This window comes from Streptococcus sp. 2741 (genome assembly GCF_013276315.1).
GTDB lineage: Bacteria > Bacillota > Bacilli > Lactobacillales > Streptococcaceae > Streptococcus > Streptococcus pseudopneumoniae.
Map to the genome: position 1 here is coordinate 1 of NZ_VMKU01000082.1, position 21,782 is coordinate 21,782.

Sequence of the window (21,782 nt, forward strand, 5' to 3'; positions counted from 1 at the left end):
CGTAAAAAAGCATCTGGATGAGACTCTACAAAGGCTTTCAATTCCTCTAAAGGAATCTTTCGGTTTTTGACGACTCGCTTTTTCATCTCTAAGTGTCCTTGTTCACGTAAGTTCTTTTTCCATGTGAAGAGAGTTCTGACGCCGACATCAAAAACCTTGGCTGCCTCGACATGGCTGTGCCCCTCTTTGATGTAATCTAATGCTCGCTGTTTAAAATCTGTACTATATGCCATAGCTTTATTATAGCATGCTTGTTTGAAACTAAGCAACTATACTATGCGTTTTTCTTATTTTAAGATTTTTACCTCAACTCTCTTTTAGTATTTAACGCAGTTAATAAGGTCTATAATAGTCTAATTTAGGTAGTAAATTTGTTCCTATTCTGTCAACTTTTCCTATTTTTTATCTTATTGAGGTTGGTATTTGTACAATTCAGGAATTATTAATGATTAATTAAAATTTTTTGTTAGAATAAGTTCATAAAAAAGAAAAGGAGTATTTGATTATGTTACAAAAAATTTATGAGCAGATGGCGGATTTTTATAGAAATATTGAAGAAGAGTATGGTACTGTATTTGGTGATCATTTTGACTGGGAACATTTTCATTTTAAATTTTTAATTTATTATTTAGTGAGATATGGTATTGGGTGTCGTAGGGATTTTATCGTTTACCATTATCGTGTTGCTTATCGTTTGTATCTTGAAAAGATGATAATGAAACAAGGTTTTATTTCTTGTTGAGATAGTCTGAGTTAATTTCCGAACAAATTTACTTTTTTATGGAAAGATAATAATAAATAGCTGCTTATTTTTCTAAATCATTTTTTAATAGTTGGAAATAGCAAATCTTTCTATTGTTTCTTCTTGATAAAAAGGCGATTTTTTATTATAATAAATTGTAAGATATAATTGCAGGTGAGAGTCCTGCCATGTATGTGAGAAAGGAAGAGCCTGAGGGCTCAGACAAGATTATGACTTCAGTTGTTGTTGTAGGTACCCAATGGGGTGATGAAGGTAAAGGGAAGATTACAGACTTCCTTTCAGCGAATGCAGAAGTGATTGCACGTTACCAAGGTGGTGATAATGCTGGTCACACGATTGTGATTGACGGTAAGAAATTTAAGTTGCACTTGATTCCATCTGGGATTTTCTTCCCTGAAAAAATATCTGTCATTGGGAATGGTATGGTTGTAAATCCTAAATCTCTTGTAAAAGAGTTGAGCTATCTTCATGAGGAAGGTGTAACAACTGATAACTTGCGTATTTCTGATCGTGCGCATGTTATTTTGCCTTATCATATCGAGTTGGATCGCTTGCAAGAAGAAGCTAAGGGCGACAATAAGATTGGTACGACAATTAAGGGAATTGGTCCAGCTTATATGGACAAGGCTGCTCGTGTTGGAATTCGTATTGCAGATCTTTTAGATAAAGATATTTTCCGTGAGCGTTTAGAACGTAACCTTGCTGAAAAGAATCGTCTTTTTGAAAAATTGTATGACAGTAAAGAGATTGTTTTCGATGATATTTTTGAAGAATATTACGAATATGGTCAACAAATCAAGAAATACGTGATAGATACATCTGTTATCTTGAATGATGCGCTTGATAATGGCAAACGTGTGCTTTTTGAAGGTGCACAAGGTGTTATGCTAGATATCGACCAAGGTACTTATCCATTTGTTACGTCATCAAACCCTGTAGCTGGTGGTGTGACAATTGGTTCTGGTGTCGGTCCAAGCAAGATTGACAAGGTTGTAGGTGTATGTAAAGCTTATACGAGTCGTGTAGGAGATGGTCCTTTCCCAACTGAGTTGTTTGATGAAGTGGGAGAACGTATCCGTGAAGTGGGTCATGAGTATGGTACAACAACTGGTCGTCCACGTCGTGTAGGTTGGTTTGACTCAGTTGTGATGCGTCATAGCCGTCGTGTTTCTGGTATTACTAATCTTTCATTGAACTCTATCGATGTTTTGAGTGGTTTAGATACTGTGAAAATCTGTGTGGCCTATGATCTTGATGGTCAACGTATTGACTACTATCCAGCTAGTCTTGAGCAATTGAAGCGTTGCAAACCTATCTATGAAGAGTTGCCAGGTTGGTCAGAAGATATTACTGGAGTTCGTAATTTGGAGGATCTTCCTGAGAATGCGCGTAACTATGTTCGTCGTGTGAGTGAATTGGTTGGCGTTCGTATTTCTACTTTCTCAGTAGGTCCTGGTCGTGAACAAACAAATATTTTAGAAAGTGTTTGGTCCTAAGAGATTTTTAAGATTTGTTTAAGATAGGTCGGGTATACTATAGACAGTTACAAGAAGACCTCCTAACTTGTTGTAACAAATATCCTAAACTTTTCTTTTTCATAATAATCTCCCTATAGAGTCACCGCATTCGGTGGCTTTTTTTGTGTTGGGATTCATGATATAATAATAAAATCGATAAGTAGGAAAAGAGAAAAGAGATGTATTATACGCTTGAAGAAAAAGAAGTCTTTATGAGGGAGGCTTTGAGAGAGGCTGAGATTGCTCTTGAACACGATGAAATTCCAATTGGTTGTGTGATTGTCAAAGATGGGGAAATCATTGGTCGTGGGCATAATGCGCGTGAGGAATTACAGCGAGCGGTTATGCATGCGGAAATTATGGCTATAGAGGATGCGAACTTGAGTGAGGAGAGCTGGCGCTTGCTGGATTGCATACTTTTTGTGACCATTGAACCTTGTGTCATGTGTAGTGGGGCGATTGGGCTTGCCCGTATTCCAAATGTGGTCTATGGGGCTAAAAACCAGAAATTTGGCGCTGCTGGAAGTTTGTACGATATCTTGACAGATGAGCGTCTTAACCATCGTGTAGAGGTTGAAACGGGAATTTTGGAAGATGAATGCGCAGCTATTATGCAGGACTTTTTTAGAAATAGACGGAAAAAATAATTTTGCTTTTAAAATGAATAGGAATGTGATATAATAAATAGTGGAGCAACAGTTCTGCGTGAAGCGGGTCAGGGGAGGAATCCAGCAGCCCTAAGCGATTTGAATTGTGTGCTCTTTTTTTCGTGCTTTTTCCGAATAAATAAGATAGAATAATCTAGAATAAATGATAATAGAAAAGAGAAGATGATGAAAATTCGTGGTTTTGAATTGGTTTCTACTTTTACAGATGAAAATTTATTGCCCAAGCGTGAGACAGCGCATGCGGCTGGTTATGACTTAAAGGTTGCTGTGCGTACAGTTATAGCTCCAGGAGAGATTGTCTTGGTTCCGACAGGGGTTAAGGCTTATATGCAGCCGACTGAGGTTCTTTACCTTTATGATCGCTCTTCAAATCCTCGTAAGAAGGGCTTGGTCTTGATTAACTCAGTTGGGGTCATTGATGGGGACTATTATGGAAATCCTGGGAATGAAGGGCATATTTTTGCACAGATGAAGAATATCACAGACCAAGAGGTTGTTCTTGAAGTTGGAGAACGTGTTGTCCAGGCTGTCTTTGCTCCTTTCTTAATTGCAGATGGAGATGCAGCTGATGGTGTGCGAACTGGTGGTTTTGGATCAACTGGACACTAAGATGAAGATTATCTTTATACGTCACGGGGAGCCAGATTACCGTGAGTTAGAGGAGCGTTCTTATACGGGATTTGGGATAGATTTGGCGCCCTTGTCTGAGAAGGGACGGCAGCAGGCCCATAAATTGAGCACCAATCCTTTACTCCCTTCAGCTGAAATAATCGTATCTTCTGCAGTCACAAGAGCTTTAGAAACGGCTTCTTATGTGGTTTATGCTACGGGTCTTCCTTTAAGAGTAGAGCCTTTATTACATGAATGGCAGGTCTATGAAAGTGGCACAGATAATTTTGAAAAAGCTCGTACTATGTTTCTAGAAAATAAGGGGGAGTTACTTCCTAATAGTCCTATTCAATATGAGACAGCTACGGAGATGAAGTCTCGTTTTCTAGAATGCATGGCTAAGTATCGAGATTACCAGACCGTGATAGTGGTAACTCACAACATGCTCATGCGTCAGTTTGTGCCAAATGAGAAGATTGATTTTTGCCAAGTGGTTGAGTGTGAATTAGAGATATAGAAAGAGGTTTATCATCGCAAAGAAAAAAGCGACATTTGTATGTCAAAATTGTGGGTATAATTCACCTAAATATCTGGGGCGTTGCCCCAACTGTGGGTCTTGGTCTTCTTTTGTAGAAGAGGTTGAGGTTGTCGAGGTCAAAAATGCGCGTGTGTCTTTAACAGGTGAGAAAACCAAGCCCATGAAACTGGCTGAAGTGACCTCCATCAATGTCAATCGAACCAAGACAGAGATGGAGGAATTCAACCGTGTACTTGGAGGCGGAGTGGTACCAGGAAGTCTCGTCCTCATAGGTGGGGATCCTGGAATTGGGAAATCAACCCTTCTCCTACAAGTCTCAACCCAGTTGTCCCAAGTGGGGACTGTTCTCTACGTCAGTGGGGAGGAGTCTGCTCAGCAAATCAAGCTACGAGCAGAGCGCTTGGGTGATATTGATAGTGAGTTTTATCTTTATGCAGAGACCAATATGCAGAGTGTTCGTGCTGAGGTGGAGCGTATCCAACCAGACTTTCTCATTATTGACTCCATCCAGACTATTATGTCTCCTGAGATTTCAGGGGTGCAGGGCTCTGTTTCTCAGGTGCGTGAGGTGACGGCTGAACTTATGCAGCTGGCTAAAACCAATAACATTGCCATCTTTATCGTAGGTCATGTGACCAAGGAAGGAACATTAGCTGGGCCTCGTATGTTGGAGCATATGGTGGATACGGTACTTTACTTTGAAGGGGAGCGTCACCATACCTTTCGTATTTTGAGAGCGGTCAAAAACCGTTTTGGCTCCACTAATGAGATTGGGATTTTTGAGATGCAGTCAGGTGGCTTGGTTGAGGTTCTTAATCCGAGTCAAGTTTTCCTAGAAGAGCGTTTGGATGGAGCGACTGGCTCATCAATCGTTGTGACCATGGAAGGGACGCGTCCTATTCTTGCAGAAGTGCAGGCCTTGGTGACACCGACCATGTTTGGAAATGCCAAGCGTACGACGACAGGACTTGATTTTAACCGTGCTAGCTTGATTATGGCTGTTTTGGAAAAGCGGGCAGGTCTTCTCTTGCAAAATCAGGACGCCTATCTTAAATCTGCTGGCGGTGTCAAATTGGATGAACCTGCCATTGACTTGGCCGTTGCTGTTGCTATTGCTTCGAGCTATAAGGACAAGCCAACTAATCCTCAGGAATGTTTTGTGGGAGAACTGGGCTTGACAGGAGAAATTCGGCGCGTGAATCGTATCGAACAACGTATCAACGAAGCTGCTAAGTTAGGCTTTACTAAGATTTATGTACCTAAGAATTCCTTGCCAGGAATCACTCCGCCCAAGGAAATTCAGGTCATTGGCGTGACAACGATTCAGGAAGTTTTGAAAAAGGTCTTTGCATAATCCGTGACAAATTCTCTTAAAAATGATAAGATAGGAGAAATATTTGACTATCAAATTTTCAAGGAGGGAATCGTGTCGTATTTTGAACAGTTTATGCAAGCTAATCAGGCTTATGTTGCCTTACATGGGCAGTTAAATCTGCCACTTAAACCCAAAACAAGAGTAGCTATTGTGACCTGTATGGACTCTCGTCTGCACGTTGCGCAAGCTCTGGGCTTGGCACTTGGGGATGCTCATATCTTGCGGAATGCAGGTGGTCGAGTGACTGAAGACATGATTCGTTCGCTAGTTATTTCCCAGCAACAAATGGGGACAAGAGAGATTGTGGTATTGCACCATACAGACTGTGGTGCTCAGACCTTTGAAAATGAACCTTTTCAGGAGTATTTAAAAGAGGAATTAGGTGTAGATGTGTCAGACCAGGACTTCTTGCCCTTCCAAGATATAGAAGAGAGTGTACGCGAGGATATGCAACTGCTTATCGAGTCTCCCCTAATACCAGACGATGTCACTATCTTTGGTGCCATTTACAATGTTGATACAGGAAGTATGACAGTCGTAGAATTATAAATACTTCATTTAGAAAGAAAGTGTATGAAGAAAAGCAGTATTTTATTTATTTTTATTTTATTGCTATGTATTGGTTTACAGTATGAAACCATCTACTATACGGACGGTTCGAGGTCAGGTGCGGAATATGGACTAATGGGAGTTTCTATCTTTCTAGCTCTCTTTTACATGATTCCGGCTCTTTATTTTCTCTTCCGTATTGGGAAAAAATGGGAATTGCCAAAGAAGGTTTTGATTCTGTCTTTATTGGGAGGGATGTTCCTTTCAGGCTGGTTGTCTAGCTTTGCGAATACCTATATCCATGATTTGCTGGGTATGCTTTTTCCAGATAGTACATTTTTAAATGCCTTTGAAAGTGCTATTGTGGCTCCTTTGGTAGAAGAACCCTTGAAATTATTGCCACTTGTTTTTGTTTTGGCTTTGATTCCTGTGCGAAAATTAAAATCTTTGTTTTTACTTGGAATTGCTTCCGGTTTGGGATTCCAAATGATTGAGGATATTGGTTATATTCGTACGGATTTGCCAGAGGGCTTTGACTTTACTATTTCGCGAATTTTAGAGCGTATCATCTCAGGAATTGCCTCTCACTGGACTTTTTCAGGTCTAGCTGTAGTAGGTGTTTACTTGCTTTACAGAGCCTATAAAGGACAGAAGGTTGGCAAGAAACAGGGCCTTATTTTTCTAGGTTTAGCCTTGGGAACTCACTTCTTGTTTAACTCTCCTTTTGTGGAGTTGGAAACAGAGTTGCCTTTAGCGATTCCAGTGGTTACGGCTATTGCTCTCTATGGTTTTTATCATGCTTATTGCTTTGTTGAGAAACACAATGAGTTGATGACCTAGAATATTTTTCAAAAGAATGATGCAAGGGTACAAATATGGTGCCCTTCTTTTATTTTTGATTGAAAAATAGTGCAAAAAGCGCTACAATGGTAGATGGAAAATCTTGTGAAAAGCACAAGTTATACATATATACCGGAGGAAATCATGTCTTTTTCTGATTTAAAGCTGTTTGCCCTTTCTTCTAATAAAGAATTGGCAGAACGTGTGGCGCAGGAGATTGGGATAGAGTTGGGGAAATCAAGTGTTCGCCAATTTTCAGATGGAGAGATTCAGGTCAACATTGAAGAATCAATCCGTGGGAAACACGTCTTTATCCTACAATCAACTAGTTCGCCTGTAAATGACAATCTGCTTGAAATTTTGATTATGGTAGATGCTTTGAAGCGTGCGAGTGCAGAATCTGTCAATGTTGTCATGCCTTACTATGGGTATGCACGTCAGGATAGAAAGGCGAGAGCGCGTGAGCCAATCACTTCAAAACTTGTCGCAAATATGCTTGAAGTAGCTGGAGTGGATCGTTTATTGACCATCGACTTGCATGCTGCGCAAATTCAAGGATTCTTTGATATTCCTGTGGATCATTTGATGGGTGCTCCTCTGATTGCAGATTATTTTGAGCGTCGTGGTATGGTTGGTTCTGACTATGTGGTTGTCAGCCCGGACCATGGAGGGGTGACTCGTGCTCGTAAGTTGGCAGAATTTTTGAAAACATCTATCGCTATTATTGATAAACGTCGTAGCGTTGATAAGATGAATACTAGTGAAGTTATGAACATCATCGGTAAGGTTGAAGGCAAGACTTGTATCTTGATTGATGATATGATTGATACCGCTGGAACGATTTGTCATGCGGCAGATGCTCTTGCGGAAGCTGGTGCTGTTGAAGTCTATGCAAGCTGTACGCACCCAGTTCTTTCTGGTCCTGCTACGGACAATATCCAAAAATCAGCTATTAAGAAATTGGTTGTTTTGGATACTATCTATCTGCCAGAAGAGCGTTTGATTGATAAGATTGAGCAGATTTCAATCGCTCATCTTCTAGGGGATGCTATCGTACGTATTCATGAAAAACGACCACTTTCTCCACTTTTCGGTATTGAGAAAAAAATTTAATGACCAAGCCTGAGATGGTTCTCAGGTTTTTTCGTCTTTTTTCCGAATAAATATAGTCAATTGAAACAAGAACAAGACAAAAGAGCCTCGTAAAAGGTATTGCAACTTGGTAATACCTTTTTGAGATGCTTTTTGATATGAGCCCATGTCTTCTCAATAGGATTGTACTCAGGTGAGTAGGGAGGAAGGGGTAAAAGTTTATGCCCAAACTCTTCACACAAGAATTCTATTCTAGCTATTCTATTGGAATCTTGCATTATCCATAATAATAACTGAGGGTGTATTTAATGTCGGTAAGAGAAATTTCTGAAAGCAAGCTTCAAAAAAGTCGCTCGTCATTGTTTCTTGGTAAGTTATTGGAGCGATTAACTCACCATTTGTTAGCCCTGCAACCAAAGAAATCCCCTGATATCTTCTTCCAGAGACTTTACCTCCTATTAACTGACCTTTTGATGAGCAACCATATTCTCGATAAAAGTAAGTATCGAATCCTGTTTCATCAATATAAACAGGTGCTAAGTGCTTTAAACTATTAAAATTCTTAAGAAATAAGGATACTTTTTCTGGGTCTTGTTCATAGTAGGTGTGGTTCTTTTTTTCGAGTGTACCCCATAAATTTGAGCGCATAGTGGATAGTAGTTGGATGACAGCCAAATTCAGAAGCTATTTCAGTCAAATAAGCGTCTGGATTGTCAGTAAGATAGTTTTTAAGTCTATCTTTATCAACTTTTCTTGGTTTTGTTCCTTTTACTTGATGGTTTAGCTCTTCTGTTCCCTCTTTTAGCCTTAACCAGCCATAAATGGTATTACGTGAGATTTGGAAAACCTGTGATGCTTTTGTTATACTACCTGTTCGCTCACAATAGCCGAGAACTTTTTTACGAAAATCTATTGAATATGCCATAAGAAGATTATACAACATTGTGTACTGTTTTTGGTTCATTTTACTATAGATAGAAGCAGTGAATCTAGCAAACCTAGATTTAAAAATGTGCTATAATGAAAGGAGAGAAAGAATGATTCTAAGACATCCGGGCATTAGCTCAACCAATGATTTGGACGCTAAGAAAATTTTCAGCAATCCAGAAATCACTTGTCAATTTATTCGCGATATGCTGGATTTACCAGCAAAAAATGTGACCATTTTGGAAGGAAGTAACATTCACGTCTTGCCTTCTCTGCCCTATTAAGCACAAGATTTCTATACCAGTATTGATGTCTTGGTGGAGTTGGATAATGGAACCCAAGTAATCATTGAAATTCAAGTTCATCATCAGAATTTTTTCATCAATCTCCTGTGGGCTTACTTGTGCAGTCAGGTCAATCAAAATCTAGAAAAAATTCGCCAATAAGAAGGAAACGCTCACCAAAGTTATAAACACATCGCATCAGTATACGCAATAGCTATTGTGGATAGTAATTACTTTCAGGATGATTAAGCTTTTCATAGCTTTAGTATGCGAGAGGGAACGACAGGTGAAGTCTTAACCATCACAAACAATGGACAGGAAAACCATCTAGTCAAGATGGTATTCTTGGAATTAAAAAATACAGAGAAACCAGCAAGGATAGCGTTCGCAAGCCATGGTTGGAGTTTTTCGGGAATAAACCCTTTACCCAGCGCCTCGAGCGAGCCATCAGCCAAGCAGACCAACTGCTAGATTACAAGAGCTGGTCCGAGGAGGACAGGAAAATGTTTAGTCAACTACGTATGCGTGAAGAACAAGCCTTACTCGCTCATGACTATGCATTGGAACAAGCGGAGGAAAAAGACTTAGAGCGTGGTCGTGCAGAGGGGCTTGAACAGGGACTGGAGCGTGGTCTTGAACGTGGACGAGCTGAAGGGATTGAACAAGGGCGAGAAGAAGGCTTGGAACGTGGGAAACTTTTTGCCTTTCTGGATATGGTTCGCCAAGGACTTCTGACTTCCGAGGTTGCCAGCCATCAGCTGGGTATGAGCGTCGCTGAGTTTGAGTCCTTGCTATGAGGTCACATTTTTTTAATATAGTAGAAAGTTAATGAAATGGCGAGTTATTTCTAAAATACTTGTCATTTTTGCTTGACATTTGGAAGGGGGATAGGATAATACCATAGAAGTGAGTTCTGTCCAACTATCGATATGGATTAGATATGTGAAGTTTGACTCAAAGTTTAAGAAATTTGTGAGATTTTCACTTGGGAGATACGGTATTTGAAGGGTATTTCATCTCACAAAGGTGTTTTTTCAACCTTTTTTGAAAAAAATGAAAGCTCTTCTAGGCATAAGAAAACACCTCTGTGTTATACTTGTTGTTCAACCACAAACACAAGAAAGGCACAGAGATGCAAGACAATTATACTACAAAAGCCAAACAAAAGAAGGAAAATCAAATAGAGAAATTGCCTCTTTGCTTGGAAAAGCTCCTCAAACTATCCACACTGAAATCAAGCGTGGGACAGTCTGACAATGTCTTGGAAAAGGGCGCTTCAAAGAGGTTTATTCTACCGACTATGCTCAACAGTCTTATGAAAACAATCGCAGGCGCTCGGTCAAGAAATCAAGCTTAACCAAAGAACTAAAGGAAAAGATTCTCCATTATCATAATCAAAAGTTTTCTCCTGAAATGATGGTTATGGCTAAAGGGGTTAACGTGGGAATTTCAACCATTTACTATTGGATTCATCATGGAAAATTGGGATTAATACTAGACTAAAATCAAAAAGCATTATATAATAGTAATATGAAATCAACTAAAGAAGAAATCCAAGCTATCAAAACACTTTTAAAAGACTCTAGTACAGCTAAATATCATAAACGCCTTCAAATCGTTCTATTTCGTCTGATGGGTAAATCTTATAAAGAGATTATAGAGCTTTTAGACTGTAATCAAACAACGATTTGGCCAACTGTAAAAAAATATGAGGAGTTCGGACTCGACTCTCTCCTTCAAGAAACACGTGGTTGTCGTAACCATGCACATATGACAATTGAGGAAGAGAAAGCCTTTCTTGCCCGTCATTTGAAGGCTGCAGAGGCAGGAGAATTTGTTACAATTGATGCCTTATTTCAGGCTTATACAAAGGAGTTAGATCCTTCCTACACACGTGATGCCTTTTATCAACTCTTGAAGCGCCATGGTTGGCGAAATATTAGGCCACGTCCAGAACATCCCAAGAAAGCAGACGTTCAAACCATTGTCGCGTCTAAAAATAAAATCTCAATTCAAGAAGACAAGAAAGCGCTTTAAAACCAGTAGGCATTTTCGTAAGGTTCGCTTGATGTACCAAGATGAGGCTGGTTTCGGTAGAATCAGTAAACTGGGATCTTGTTGGGCTCCAATAGGAGTAGGTCCACATGTCCATAGTCACTATATACGAGAATTTTGCTATTGTTATGGAGCTGTTGATGCCCATACAGGCGAATCATTTTTCTTAATCGCTGGTGGATGTCATACTGAGTGGATGAACGCCTTTTTAGAAGAGCTTTCACAAGCTTATTCAGATGATTATCTTTTACTCGTTATGGACAATGCCATATGGCATAATAAAAGCGCTGAATCGGTCAATCAGGCTCTAAAACTCATCTTAAAACAAGACAAGATTCTGTCCATCACGGCAGATAATGGTACAGAATTTAACCGCTTGTCTGATGTATTTTCTGAGGAACATATCTATTATGCGCACCCCTATGCCTCTTGGGAAAGGGGAACTGATGAGAATCACAACAGGCTCATTCGGAGATGGTTACCTAAGGGAACTAAGAAAACGACTCCCAAAGAAGTCGCATTCATCTAAAATTGGATTAATAACTATCCTAAAAATGCTTGAACTACAAATCACCCAGAGAAGACTTCTTGATGGCTAACTTGAACTTGAAATTTGGCTTTTTTGAAAAAATAGGTAAAAAGTTTAAAAACTCGAAGAAAACTCTTGACAAATCCTGCAAATATTTATATAATCTATGGTAGTAAGGTAGTCTTACGAAAAAATATTTTAAAGAAAAACAAAGGAGATAAAACGATGAAAAAAGTTTTATTGACAAGCGCAGTCGCTCTTGCAGCATTTGGTGCTGTACAAGCTGTTTCAGCTGATACAGCAACTTTTAGTGAGGCTAATGTTCAAACATTGCCAAATGCTAAACCTGCAGCTGATGAGAGAACAGAACCAAGTGCAGAAGTTTCTAAACTCTTTAAAGAAGCAGCAGAAGCAGCAGAAGCAGCAGCTAAACGTGGAGAAGAAGCAAGTGGTAAAGTTAATACTACTGAAAATGGTGATTTGACTATTGATGATATTAAGTCTCACCTTGCATCTCAACAATCTCAACAATCTAATAAACAAAGAGTTGTTACCGATAGATATGTTAAGGTTTATGATAAAGAAGGTAATGAACTGAAACTTGATGGTAAAGCAGTTGAGATTAAGTATGAAAAATCAGCTAATAGTACTGTTGAAGTTAAAACTAAACGTGGAACATATAAATTAACAGTTCGAGTACAAAATGGTAAAGCAACCCTTTTGAAAACTCCTCAATTAGTAGCTTCTGCTGAAACACCTGCTCAAAAAGCTGAATGGATTAAATCAGGTTCTCGCTGGTGGTACAAACACGCTGATGGTTCTTACACAACTAATGGTTGGGAAAAAATCAATGGCACTTGGTACTATTTCGACCAAGCTGGTTGGATGACAACTGGTTGGGTTAAAGACAATGGTACTTGGTACTACCTAAACGACAACGGTTCAATGGCAACTGGTTGGGTTAAAGATAACGGTACTTGGTACTACTTGAAATCATCAGGTGCAATGGCAACTGGTTGGTATCAAGTTGGTGGTAAATGGTACTACTCATACGCGTCAGGAGCTCTTGCAGTTAATACAACTGTAGATGGTTATAAAGTAAACCACAACGGTGAGTGGGTTAAATAATCCAAGATAATTTAAAACTAGGAGAGTTCTCTCCTAGTTTTTTTGCTCTTTGTTAGCTATAGGGGTAGAGTTTTTGGCATTTTCCTTGCAACTCCGTCTATTGGTTAGAAGAAAATAAAAAGTGAACAAGACGATATTTCAGTCGTAACCGCCCAATAACGAAGTATATTGAAAAATCTCCAGACTAGAGAACTCACGGATAGTTCCTAATCTGGAGATTTCTTATTTGCACTTTTCTTGTACAACTTTAGTCCATGGTAAATAAGCCTCTAAAACCTCTTTGTTTACGAGAGTTTCCTCGTTTGGAAGACATTCTAGAAGATAGGATAGATATTTTTCACTATTTAGTTGATGACGTTTAGCTGTTTCCAACAAGCTCATAATAATAGCTCTTGCTTTAGCTCCTTCAAAATTTTGAGAAAACAACCACCCTCGCTTTTTAAAATTTAGCTTAGGCTAAAAGAGTCCACTGGACTCTTTTACTCCGTCCCATAACCAATGATTTAATGGCGCGTTCAGCTAGATTATTGGAAAGGACCAGATGTCCGTCTTTTAAAATGGTCTTAAAGGTTTCTTCATACTTGAGGCTGTATTCAATAGCCCTTCCTAGTTTTGAACCTGCTAAAACTGACTGACATCGACACCAAGCAAAGAAATCTTCCATTAGGGGGTGGAGCTCTTCTTGACGTTTCTGTAGTCGTTCATCAGCTGGCAAAGCATGCAATCGCTTTTCACCTGCTTTTAAGGCCTAGTTTAAGACTAAGTTAGAACAAGGAAAACATTACAATGTAGCCATCATCCACCTTGCAAAAAAACTTATCCGAACCATGTTTTATCTCCTAAAAAAGAGCTACCATTTGACGAACAAAAAGTGATGTAATTTCTGAAATTAACACAAGATTACCTTTGAAAAAAATGGACTTTTTCAAGGGATTTTTGCCGTGCTCTAAAATCATCGCTAAATCATCAAATTGAAATAAGAAATATTTTAGATAAACTATTGACTTTTTTTATAGTTTGTCTTTCATTATAGCACATTTTTAAATCTAAGTTTACTAGTTTCAATGCTTCTATCTATTTATTCGGGAAAAAGTTTGAAAAATACTTGCTCTAGCTCTTCCCAATGGTATTTTTTGATTCTTTCCTTTATAATGGGTGTATGGATAAGAAAAAATTATTATTGATTGATGGGTCTTCTGTTGCTTTTCGGGCGTTTTTTGCACTCTATCAGCAGTTGGACCGTTTTAAGAATGCGGCTGGTTTGCATACCAATGCCATTTATGGTTTCCAGTTGATGTTGAGCCATTTGTTGGAGCGGGTGGAGCCTAGTCATATTTTGGTGGCTTTTGATGCGGGAAAGACGACCTTCCGGACAGAGATGTATGCGGACTATAAGGGTGGTCGGGCTAAGACTCCTGATGAGTTTCGTGAGCAATTTCCTTTCATTCGTGAGTTGCTGGATCATATGGGGATTCGTCACTATGAGCTGGCTCAGTATGAGGCGGATGACATCATTGGGACGCTGGATAAGCTAGCTGAGCAGGATGGTTTTGATATTACCATTGTCAGTGGGGACAAGGACTTGATTCAGCTGACGGATGAGCATACGGTGGTTGAGATTTCCAAGAAAGGTGTGGCTGAGTTTGAGGCCTTTACGCCAGATTACCTCATGGAAGAAATGGGCCTCACACCAGCTCAGTTTATCGATCTCAAGGCGCTCATGGGTGATAAGTCGGATAATATCCCTGGGGTGACCAAAGTCGGTGAAAAGACGGGTATTAAGCTCTTGCTGGAGCATGGTTCGCTTGAGGGGATTTATGAAAATATTGATGGAATGAAGACTTCTAAGATGAAGGAAAATCTCATCAATGACAAGGAACAGGCCTTTTTGTCTAAAACACTAGCGACCATTGATACCAAGGCACCGATTGCGATTGGTTTAGAGGACTTGGTCTATAGTGGTCCAGATGTTGAAAATCTTGGGAAATTCTACGATGAGATGGGCTTCAAACAGCTAAAGCAGGCTTTAAATGTGTCGTCAGCTGATGTGTCTGAGAGTTTGGATTTTACTATTGTTGACCAAATCAGTCAAGATATGCTGAGTGAAGAGTCTATCTTCCACTTTGAGCTTTTTGGTGAGAATTACCATACGGATAATTTGGTTGGATTTGCCTGGTCTTGTGGGGATAAGCTCTATGCCACAGACAAGCTTGAGCTGTTGCAAGACCCGATTTTCAAGGATTTCTTAGAAAAAACATCTCTGAGAGTTTATGACTTTAAGAAGGTTAAAGTTCTTTTGCAACGTTTTGGTGTGGATTTGCAGGCGCCTGCTTTTGACATCCGTTTGGCTAAATACCTCCTTTCGACTGTGGAGGACAATGAAATTGCGACCATCGCTAGTCTTTATGGTCAGACTTACTTGGTTGATGATGAAACTTTCTACGGTAAGGGTGTTAAAAAGGCCATTCCTGAACGTGAGAAATTCTTGGAACACTTAGCTTGTAAACTTGCTGTTTTGGTAGAAACAGAGCCTATTTTACTTGAAAAACTCAGCGAAAATGGGCAATTAGAGCTTCTTTATGATATGGAGCAACCTCTGGCTTTTGTCCTTGCCAAGATGGAAATTGCTGGGATTACGGTCAAGAAAGAGACCTTGCTTGAGATGCAGGCTGAAAATGAGCTTGTCATTGAAAAACTGACTCAAGAGATTTACGAGTTGGCTGGTGAGGAGTTTAATATCAACTCGCCTAAGCAGTTGGGCGTGCTTCTCTTTGAAAAATTGGGACTTCCTTTAGAATACACTAAAAAAACCAAGACAGGTTATTCGACAGCGGTGGATGTCTTGGAACGCTTGGCTCCTATTGCTCCGATTGTTAAGAAAATCCTAGACTACCGTCAAATTGCTAAGATTCAATCGACTTATGTAATTGGCTTGCAGGACTGGATTTTGGATGATGGCAAGATTCATACTCGTTATGTGCAGGATTTGACCCAAACAGGTCGTCTGTCTAGTGTAGATCCAAACCTGCAAAACATTCCTGTGCGTTTGGAACAAGGGCGCTTGATTCGGAAGGCCTTTGTGCCAGAGTGGGAGGATAGTGTATTGCTCAGCTCGGACTATTCACAAATTGAATTGCGCGTTTTGGCGCATATTTCTAAGGATGAGCACTTGATTAAGGCCTTCCAAGAGGGGGCAGATATCCATACTTCGACAGCCATGCGGGTCTTTGGCATTGAGCGTCCTGAGGATGTGACTGCAAACGATCGTCGCAATGCCAAGGCGGTTAACTTTGGAGTGGTTTATGGTATTTCAGACTTTGGTTTGTCTAATAATTTAGGCATTAGCCGTAAGGAAGCCAAAGCCTATATTGATACCTACTTTGAACGCTTCCCAGGTATTAAAAATTACATGGATGAAGTGGTGCGTGAGGCGCGTGATAAGGGCTATGTGGAGACCCTTTTCAAGCGTCGTCGTGAGTTGCCAGATATCAATTCGCGTAACTTCAACATTCGTGGTTTTGCGGAGCGGACAGCTATCAACTCACCTATCCAGGGTTCAGCAGCAGATATTCTCAAGATTGCCATGATTCAGCTAGACAAGGCTCTAGTTGAGGGTGGTTATCAGACTAAGATGCTTCTGCAAGTGCACGATGAAATCGTCCTTGAAGTTCCTAAATCTGAATTGGTAGAGATGAAAAAATTGGTCAAACAAACCATGGAAGAAGCCATTCAACTCAGTGTTCCCCTCATCGTAGATGAAAATGAAGGGGCAACCTGGTACGAGGCTAAATAAAAAGGGGGCTAGTCCTCCTTTTTGTAGTAGAATTCTGCAAGCCTTTTCAAATTGTGCTATACTGATGAAAGAGGAGGATTTTTATGAGTCAAGAATTTATCAATCCAAGTGATGGCGTGATTCGTCAGTATCTCGCAACGAGTAAAACCCTTGCTGTTGTGGGTTTGTCAGACCGTGAGGAAACAACCAGCAATCGAGTGACCAAGGAAATGCAGGCTCGGGGTTATAAAATTATCCCAGTCAATCCCAAGGCGGCAGGTGGCGAAATATTGGGTGAAAAGGCTTATGCTAGCCTTGCTGAGATTCCTTTTCCTGTAGATATTGTCAATGTTTACCGTCGCAGTGAGTTTTTGCCTGATGTGGCGCGTGATTTTCTCAAAGCTGATGCCAAGATTTTTTGGGCACAGCTAGGACTTGAAAATCTAGAAGCGGAAGAGATCTTGCGTGCTGGTGGATGCGATGACATCGTGATGAATCGCTGCATCAAGAGAGAACATACTCGCTTGATTAAGGAAGCATAAGAAAAAGGTAGCTGATGGGCTACCTTTTGTGTTATACTCAATGAAAATCAAAGAGGAAACTAGGAAACTAGCCGCAGACTGCTCAAAACACCGTTTNNAAGTCAGTAACATATATACAGCAAGGCGACGTTGACGTGGTTTGAAGAGATTTTCGAAGAGTATTAGAAAATGCCGATAAGGGTCTGCATACCAAGAGTGGTGAGGATGATGGCAATCCAGCAGATGGCTCCGAGAACAATGGATTTTCCACTGGATTTGACCATAGCGACCAGATTGGTTTTGAGACCGATAGCACTCATGGCCATGACAATAAGGAATTTAGAGAGTTCTTTGAGAGGGGTAAAGAAACTACTGGATACACCTAGAGAGGTGAGTAGTGTAGTGAGGAGAGAGGCAAGGATAAAGTAAAGGATAAAAAGTGGGAAGACTTTTTTCAGTTGTAGGCTTTGCTTGTTTTCTTGTTGGCGACTTTGCCAGTAGGATAGAAAGAGCGTGATAGGGATAATGGCCAAAGTACGTGTGAGTTTAACAATGGTTGCAGACTCGAGGGTATTGCTTTGGTAAAGACTGTCCCAAGCGCTGGCGGCAGCCGTTACAGAGGAAGTGTCGTTGACCGCAGTCCCTGCAAAGAGGGCGAAGCCTTCATTGGATAGATGAAGCCAGGTGCCGAGGGTTGGAAAGATGAGCGCAGCCAAGACATTGAAGAAAAAGATAACGGAAATGGATTGGGCTACTTCCTTTTCCTTAGCATCAATAACGGGCGCTGTCGCAGCAATGGCAGAACCACCACAGATTGAAGAACCTACTCCAACCAAGGTAGCCAGTTTTGTATCCAGGGCAAAGAAGCGCTGGAAGAAGTAGGCAATAATCAGAGCTATTGAAATGGTGGATAGGATGACAGGGAGAGAAGATTGCCCAACTGCGAAGACTTGCGAGATATTGAGACCAAAACCAAGCAAGACAACGGCATACTGGAGCAATTTTTTAGAACTAAAGGTCAATCCCGCATCCAGTTGTTTATAAGACGAGAGAAAGGGATGTAGGAGCATTCCCATGAAAATGGCAAAAACGGGCGCGCCAATGACAGGGAAGAATCCTCCTAAGTACCAAGATACGATAGAAATGAGAAGGCAGGCCAAGATACCTGCTCCATTTTTTGATAGAAATGACATAAAAACCTCCAAATAAAATCTTTTACCATTATAGACATAAAAACAGGAAAAGTAAAGTAGAAAGTGGAAAGTTATTCTATTATGTATTTTTGCGGTCGGGGGGCTTTTGTAGTATAATAGAGATACGTTTTTACAGTAGGAGGTATCTATGGACTTAACTAAGCGCTTTAATAAACAGTTAGATAAGATTCAAGTTTCGTTGATTCGTCAGTTTGACCAGGCTATTTCGGAGATTCCTGGGGTCTTGCGTTTGACCTTGGGGGAACCTGATTTTACAACGCCAGATCATGTCAAGGAGGCGGCCAAGCGAGCGATTGACCAGAACCAATCCTACTATACAGGGATGAGTGGTCTGCTGACTCTACGTCAGGCAGCCAGTGACTTTGTTAAGGAAAAGTACCAACTGGACTATGCTCCTGAAAATGAAATCCTGGTTACAATTGGGGCGACAGAGGCTTTATCTGCGACTTTGACAGCTATTTTGGAAGAGGGAGACAAGGTGCTCTTGCCAGCTCCTGCCTATCCAGGTTATGAACCGATTGTCAATCTAGTTGGGGCAGAGATTGTCGAGATTGACACAACTGAAAATGGTTTTGTCTTGACTCCTGAGATGTTGGAAAAGGCCATTTTGGAGCAGGGAGACAAGCTCAAGGCGGTTATTCTCAACTATCCAGCTAATCCGACAGGAATTACCTATAGTCGGGAGCAGTTGGAGGCCTTGGCAGACGTTTTACGCAAGTACGAAATTTTCGTTGTCTGTGATGAGGTTTACTCAGAATTGACCTATACAGGCGAAGCCCATGTATCTCTAGGAACGATGTTGAGAGACCAGGCTATCATTATCAATGGTCTATCTAAATCGCATGCTATGACCGGTTGGCGTTTGGGACTAATTTTCGCTCCTGCGGCCTTCACAGCTCAGTTAATCAAGAGTCACCAGTACTTGGTGACTGCCGCAAATACCATGGCGCAACACGCTGCGGTGGAGGCCTTGACGGCTGGTAAAAACGATGCGGAGCCTATGAAGAAGGAATATATCCAGCGTCGTGATTATATTATCGAGAAAATGACTGCTCTTGGTTTTGAGATTATCAAACCAGACGGTGCCTTCTATATCTTTGCTAAGATTCCAGCTGGTTACAACCAAGACTCCTTTGCCTTTCTAAAGGATTTTGCTCAGAAGAAGGCTGTTGCCTTTATCCCTGGTGCTGCCTTTGGGTGTTATGGAGAAGGTTATGTTCGCCTGTCTTATGCAGCCAGCATGGAGACTATCAAAGAAGCCATGAAACGACTTGAGGAGTATATGAGAGAAGCATGATTCAGTCTATCACGAGTCAAGGCTTGGTGCTCTATAATCGCAATTTTCGTGAGGATGACAAGCTCGTCAAGATTTTTACAGAGCAGGTTGGCAAACGCATGTTTTTTGTCAAACACGCTGGTCAGTCTAAGCTGGCGCCTGTTATTCAGCCCTTGGTGCTGGCACGATTTCTCTTGCGAATCAATGATGACGGACTCAGTTACATCGAAGACTATCATGAGGTCATGACTTTTCCCAAGATTAATAGTGACCTCTTTGTCATGGCCTATGCGACCTATGTGGCAGCTCTTGCAGATGCTAGTTTGCAGGACAATCAGCAGGATGCTCCCTTGTTTGCTTTTTTGCAAAAGACTTTGGAGTTGATGGAAGCAGGCTTGGATTATCAGGTTTTGACCAATATTTTTGAAATTCAAATTTTGACTCGATTTGGGATCAGCCTTAATTTTAATGAGTGTGTCTTTTGCCATCGGGTCGGTCAGGCTTTTGACTTTTCTTTCAAATATGGAGCCTGCCTCTGTTCAGAGCATTATCATGAGGATGAGAGACGTTGCCATCTCAATCCCAATATCCCTTATCTGCTCAATCAATTTCAAGCCATTGATTTTGAGACCTTGGAGACCATTTCGCTCAAGCCCGATATCAAGCAAGACTTACGCCAGTTTATGGATCAGCTCTACGAAGAGTACGTTGGGATTCACCTAAAATCAAAGAAATTTATTGATTCCCTAGCAGACTGGGGACAATTACTAAAAGAGGAAAAGAAATGAAAAAAATCGCAGTAGATGCCATGGGGGGCGATTACGCACCTCAAGCCATCGTTGAGGGTGTCAATCAAGCCCTAGCTGACTTTTCAGATATTGAGGTTCAACTCTACGGAGATGAAGCTAAAATCAAGCAATATCTGACAGCGACAGAGCGCGTCAGCATTATCCATACGGATGAAAAGATTGATTCAGACGATGAACCTACGAGAGCTATTCGGAAGAAGAAAAATGCCAGTATGGTATTGGCGGCCAAGGCTGTCAAAGAAGGAGAAGCAGACGCTGTTCTCTCGGCTGGGAATACAGGTGCCTTGTTGGCGGCAGGATTCTTCATCGTGGGTCGTATCAAGAACATCGATCGTCCTGGACTTATGTCGACTTTGCCGACTGTAGATGGGAAGGGGTTTGACATGCTGGACCTCGGTGCCAATGCAGAAAATACAGCCCAGCACCTCCATCAATATGCGGTTCTAGGTTCTTTCTATGCTAAAAATGTCCGTGGCATTGCGCAACCACGTGTTGGCTTACTTAACAATGGAACAGAGAGTAGCAAGGGTGACCCGCTTCGTAAGGAAACTTACGAATTACTAGCAGCTGATGAAAGTTTGAACTTTATCGGAAACGTGGAAGCACGTGATTTGATGAATGGCGTTGCGGATGTTGTCGTGGCAGATGGTTTCACGGGAAACGCTGTGCTCAAATCCATCGAAGGGACAGCCATGGGAATCATGGGATTGCTCAAGACAGCTATTACAGGTGGTGGTCTTCGAGCGAAACTAGGCGCACTCCTTCTCAAGGATAGCCTCAGAGGTTTGAAAAAACAGCTCAACTACTCAGATGTTGGTGGAGCGGTCTTGTTTGGTGTCAAGGCACCTGTTGTCAAGACTCATGGCTCAAGCGATGCCAAGGCTGTTTATAGTACGATTCGCCAGATTCGTACCATGCTAGAAACAGACGTAGTTGCCCAGACTGCGCGTGAATTTTCAGGAGAATAAAAGAGATGACAGAAAAAGAAATTTTTGACCGTATTGTAACCATTATCCAAGAGCGACAGGGAGAGGACTTTGTCGTGACAGAATCCTTGAGTCTGAAAGACGATTTGGATGCTGACTCAGTTGACTTGATGGAGTTTATCTTGACACTGGAAGATGAATTTAATATCGAAATCAGCGACGAAGAAATTGACCAACTCCAAAGTGTAGGAGATGTTGTTAAAATCATTCAAGCAAAATAGAAATCGGAGTTCCAAGGCATTTGCTTTGGAATTTTTTATTTGGCTTAATACTCTTCGAAAATCTCTTCAAACCATGTCAGCTCTATCTGCCACCTCAAAACAGTGTTTT

At 40.9% G+C, this 21,782-nt stretch carries 16 protein-coding genes, 1 other RNA gene and 8 pseudogenes; 21 read left to right on the forward strand and 4 right to left on the reverse strand.

Features of this window, described 5'->3' with window-relative positions; all coding sequences use genetic code 11:
- Window positions 1-233 (reverse strand): annotated as a pseudogene (locus HT671_RS08195) (IS630 family transposase); the annotation flags it as partial.
- Window positions 234-505: 272 nt separating this feature from the next.
- On the opposite strand from HT671_RS08195, the gene comW reads away from it, so the two are divergent.
- The 10 genes from comW (at window position 506) to HT671_RS08245 (ending at window position 7,972) form a co-directional block, all read left to right on the forward strand.
- Window positions 506-742, forward strand: coding sequence for a sigma(X)-activator ComW (comW, locus tag HT671_RS08200; protein WP_023937504.1), 237 nt, complete (start codon window positions 506-508; stop codon window positions 740-742).
- 230 nt (window positions 743-972) lie between these two features.
- Entirely contained in the window at window positions 973-2,259 is a 1,287-nt protein-coding gene (locus HT671_RS08205) for an adenylosuccinate synthase (RefSeq protein ID WP_016397785.1), read from the forward strand.
- A 200-nt stretch (window positions 2,260-2,459) separates the two neighbouring features.
- Window positions 2,460-2,927 carry a tRNA adenosine(34) deaminase TadA gene (gene tadA, locus HT671_RS08210; protein ID WP_016397786.1) on the forward strand — a complete coding sequence of 156 codons (468 nt, stop codon included), beginning with the start codon at window positions 2,460-2,462 and terminating at the stop codon, window positions 2,925-2,927.
- A gap of 32 nt (window positions 2,928-2,959) precedes the next feature.
- Window positions 2,960-3,057, forward strand: an RNA gene (gene ffs / locus HT671_RS08215) — signal recognition particle sRNA small type.
- 56 nt (window positions 3,058-3,113) lie between these two features.
- Window positions 3,114-3,557: a dUTP diphosphatase gene (locus HT671_RS08220; RefSeq protein WP_000702002.1), complete on the forward strand. Its 444-nt coding sequence runs from the start codon at window positions 3,114-3,116 to the stop codon at window positions 3,555-3,557.
- Window positions 3,517-4,074 (forward strand): histidine phosphatase family protein, encoded by a 558-nt coding sequence (locus tag HT671_RS08225; protein WP_023937502.1) that lies wholly within the window; start codon window positions 3,517-3,519, stop codon window positions 4,072-4,074. Before HT671_RS08220 ends, HT671_RS08225 begins: the two co-directional genes overlap by 41 nt.
- Before the next feature lie 10 nt (window positions 4,075-4,084).
- Entirely contained in the window at window positions 4,085-5,449 is a 1,365-nt protein-coding gene (gene radA / locus HT671_RS08230) for a DNA repair protein RadA (RefSeq protein ID WP_172922021.1), read from the forward strand.
- A 72-nt stretch (window positions 5,450-5,521) separates the two neighbouring features.
- Window positions 5,522-6,019 carry a carbonic anhydrase gene (locus HT671_RS08235; RefSeq protein ID WP_007285146.1) on the forward strand — a complete coding sequence of 166 codons (498 nt, stop codon included), beginning with the start codon at window positions 5,522-5,524 and terminating at the stop codon, window positions 6,017-6,019.
- A 24-nt stretch (window positions 6,020-6,043) separates the two neighbouring features.
- The gene (locus HT671_RS08240; RefSeq protein WP_000749767.1) at window positions 6,044-6,859 is read left to right on the forward strand and encodes a PrsW family intramembrane metalloprotease; all 816 of its coding nucleotides are present in this window, start codon (window positions 6,044-6,046) and stop codon (window positions 6,857-6,859) included.
- A 144-nt stretch (window positions 6,860-7,003) separates the two neighbouring features.
- Complete coding sequence (locus HT671_RS08245) at window positions 7,004-7,972, forward strand: ribose-phosphate diphosphokinase (RefSeq protein WP_000010164.1); 969 nt, start codon at window positions 7,004-7,006, stop codon at window positions 7,970-7,972.
- A 56-nt stretch (window positions 7,973-8,028) separates the two neighbouring features.
- On the opposite strand, the pseudogene HT671_RS08250 reads toward HT671_RS08245, so the two are convergent.
- Window positions 8,029-8,876 (reverse strand): annotated as a pseudogene (locus HT671_RS08250) (IS630 family transposase).
- Between the two features lie 112 nt (window positions 8,877-8,988).
- Between HT671_RS08250 and HT671_RS11695 the strand changes: the two are divergent.
- The 5 pseudogenes from HT671_RS11695 to HT671_RS11700 all read left to right on the forward strand — a co-directional run.
- Window positions 8,989-9,959 (forward strand): annotated as a pseudogene (locus tag HT671_RS11695) (PD-(D/E)XK nuclease family transposase).
- A gap of 295 nt (window positions 9,960-10,254) precedes the next feature.
- Window positions 10,255-10,653, forward strand: a pseudogene (locus HT671_RS08265) (helix-turn-helix domain-containing protein); the annotation flags it as partial.
- A gap of 39 nt (window positions 10,654-10,692) precedes the next feature.
- Window positions 10,693-11,494, forward strand: a pseudogene (locus tag HT671_RS08270) (IS630 family transposase); the annotation flags it as partial.
- A pseudogene (locus HT671_RS08275) lies at window positions 11,495-11,919 on the forward strand (IS30 family transposase); the annotation flags it as partial. It lies immediately after the preceding pseudogene.
- A 622-nt stretch (window positions 11,920-12,541) separates the two neighbouring features.
- A pseudogene (locus HT671_RS11700) lies at window positions 12,542-12,874 on the forward strand (N-acetylmuramoyl-L-alanine amidase family protein); the annotation flags it as partial.
- 222 nt (window positions 12,875-13,096) lie between these two features.
- Here the strand turns inward: HT671_RS11700 and HT671_RS11705 are convergent.
- A pseudogene (locus HT671_RS11705) lies at window positions 13,097-13,589 on the reverse strand (IS66 family transposase); the annotation flags it as partial.
- Window positions 13,590-14,033: 444 nt separating this feature from the next.
- Between HT671_RS11705 and polA the strand changes: the two are divergent.
- On the forward strand, window positions 14,034-16,667 hold the full coding sequence (gene polA / locus HT671_RS08295) for a DNA polymerase I (RefSeq protein ID WP_050971605.1): 2,634 nt from the start codon (window positions 14,034-14,036) through the stop codon (window positions 16,665-16,667).
- Between the two features lie 83 nt (window positions 16,668-16,750).
- Complete coding sequence (locus HT671_RS08300; RefSeq protein WP_050971606.1) at window positions 16,751-17,188, forward strand: CoA-binding protein; 438 nt, start codon at window positions 16,751-16,753, stop codon at window positions 17,186-17,188.
- Window positions 17,189-17,349: 161 nt separating this feature from the next.
- Here HT671_RS08300 and HT671_RS08305 read toward each other — a convergent pair whose 3' ends face one another.
- Window positions 17,350-18,360 carry a YeiH family protein gene (locus tag HT671_RS08305; protein ID WP_054392675.1) on the reverse strand — a complete coding sequence of 337 codons (1,011 nt, stop codon included), beginning with the start codon at window positions 18,358-18,360 and terminating at the stop codon, window positions 17,350-17,352.
- Between the two features lie 148 nt (window positions 18,361-18,508).
- On the opposite strand from HT671_RS08305, the gene HT671_RS08310 reads away from it, so the two are divergent.
- Genes HT671_RS08310 through HT671_RS08325 form a run of 4 tightly spaced genes read left to right on the forward strand, consistent with a single transcriptional unit; the run spans window position 18,509 to window position 21,673 of the window.
- On the forward strand, window positions 18,509-19,678 hold the full coding sequence (locus tag HT671_RS08310) for a pyridoxal phosphate-dependent aminotransferase (protein ID WP_000366350.1): 1,170 nt from the start codon (window positions 18,509-18,511) through the stop codon (window positions 19,676-19,678).
- Window positions 19,675-20,445, forward strand: coding sequence for a DNA repair protein RecO (recO, locus tag HT671_RS08315; RefSeq protein ID WP_023932887.1), 771 nt, complete (start codon window positions 19,675-19,677; stop codon window positions 20,443-20,445). Before HT671_RS08310 ends, recO begins: the two co-directional genes overlap by 4 nt.
- Complete coding sequence (gene plsX / locus HT671_RS08320; RefSeq protein ID WP_023932889.1) at window positions 20,442-21,434, forward strand: phosphate acyltransferase PlsX; 993 nt, start codon at window positions 20,442-20,444, stop codon at window positions 21,432-21,434. Before recO ends, plsX begins: the two co-directional genes overlap by 4 nt.
- A 5-nt stretch (window positions 21,435-21,439) precedes the next feature.
- Window positions 21,440-21,673 (forward strand): acyl carrier protein, encoded by a 234-nt coding sequence (locus tag HT671_RS08325; RefSeq protein WP_000136445.1) that lies wholly within the window; start codon window positions 21,440-21,442, stop codon window positions 21,671-21,673.
- Window positions 21,674-21,782 lie beyond the last annotated feature (109 nt).

Coding starts and splice junctions, on each gene's coding strand:
- comW (WP_023937504.1), top strand. CDS start 506: ATGTTACAAAAAATTTATGAGCAGATGGCGGATTTTTATAGAAATATT.
- HT671_RS08205 (WP_016397785.1), top strand. CDS start 973: ATGACTTCAGTTGTTGTTGTAGGTACCCAATGGGGTGATGAAGGTAAA.
- tadA (WP_016397786.1), top strand. CDS start 2,460: ATGTATTATACGCTTGAAGAAAAAGAAGTCTTTATGAGGGAGGCTTTG.
- HT671_RS08220 (WP_000702002.1), top strand. CDS start 3,114: ATGAAAATTCGTGGTTTTGAATTGGTTTCTACTTTTACAGATGAAAAT.
- HT671_RS08225 (WP_023937502.1), top strand. CDS start 3,517: ATGGTGTGCGAACTGGTGGTTTTGGATCAACTGGACACTAAGATGAAG.
- HT671_RS08240 (WP_000749767.1), top strand. CDS start 6,044: ATGAAGAAAAGCAGTATTTTATTTATTTTTATTTTATTGCTATGTATT.
- HT671_RS08245 (WP_000010164.1), top strand. CDS start 7,004: ATGTCTTTTTCTGATTTAAAGCTGTTTGCCCTTTCTTCTAATAAAGAA.
- polA (WP_050971605.1), top strand. CDS start 14,034: ATGGATAAGAAAAAATTATTATTGATTGATGGGTCTTCTGTTGCTTTT.
- HT671_RS08300 (WP_050971606.1), top strand. CDS start 16,751: ATGAGTCAAGAATTTATCAATCCAAGTGATGGCGTGATTCGTCAGTAT.
- HT671_RS08305 (WP_054392675.1), bottom strand. CDS start 18,360: ATGTCATTTCTATCAAAAAATGGAGCAGGTATCTTGGCCTGCCTTCTC.
- HT671_RS08310 (WP_000366350.1), top strand. CDS start 18,509: ATGGACTTAACTAAGCGCTTTAATAAACAGTTAGATAAGATTCAAGTT.
- recO (WP_023932887.1), top strand. CDS start 19,675: ATGATTCAGTCTATCACGAGTCAAGGCTTGGTGCTCTATAATCGCAAT.
- plsX (WP_023932889.1), top strand. CDS start 20,442: ATGAAAAAAATCGCAGTAGATGCCATGGGGGGCGATTACGCACCTCAA.
- HT671_RS08325 (WP_000136445.1), top strand. CDS start 21,440: ATGACAGAAAAAGAAATTTTTGACCGTATTGTAACCATTATCCAAGAG.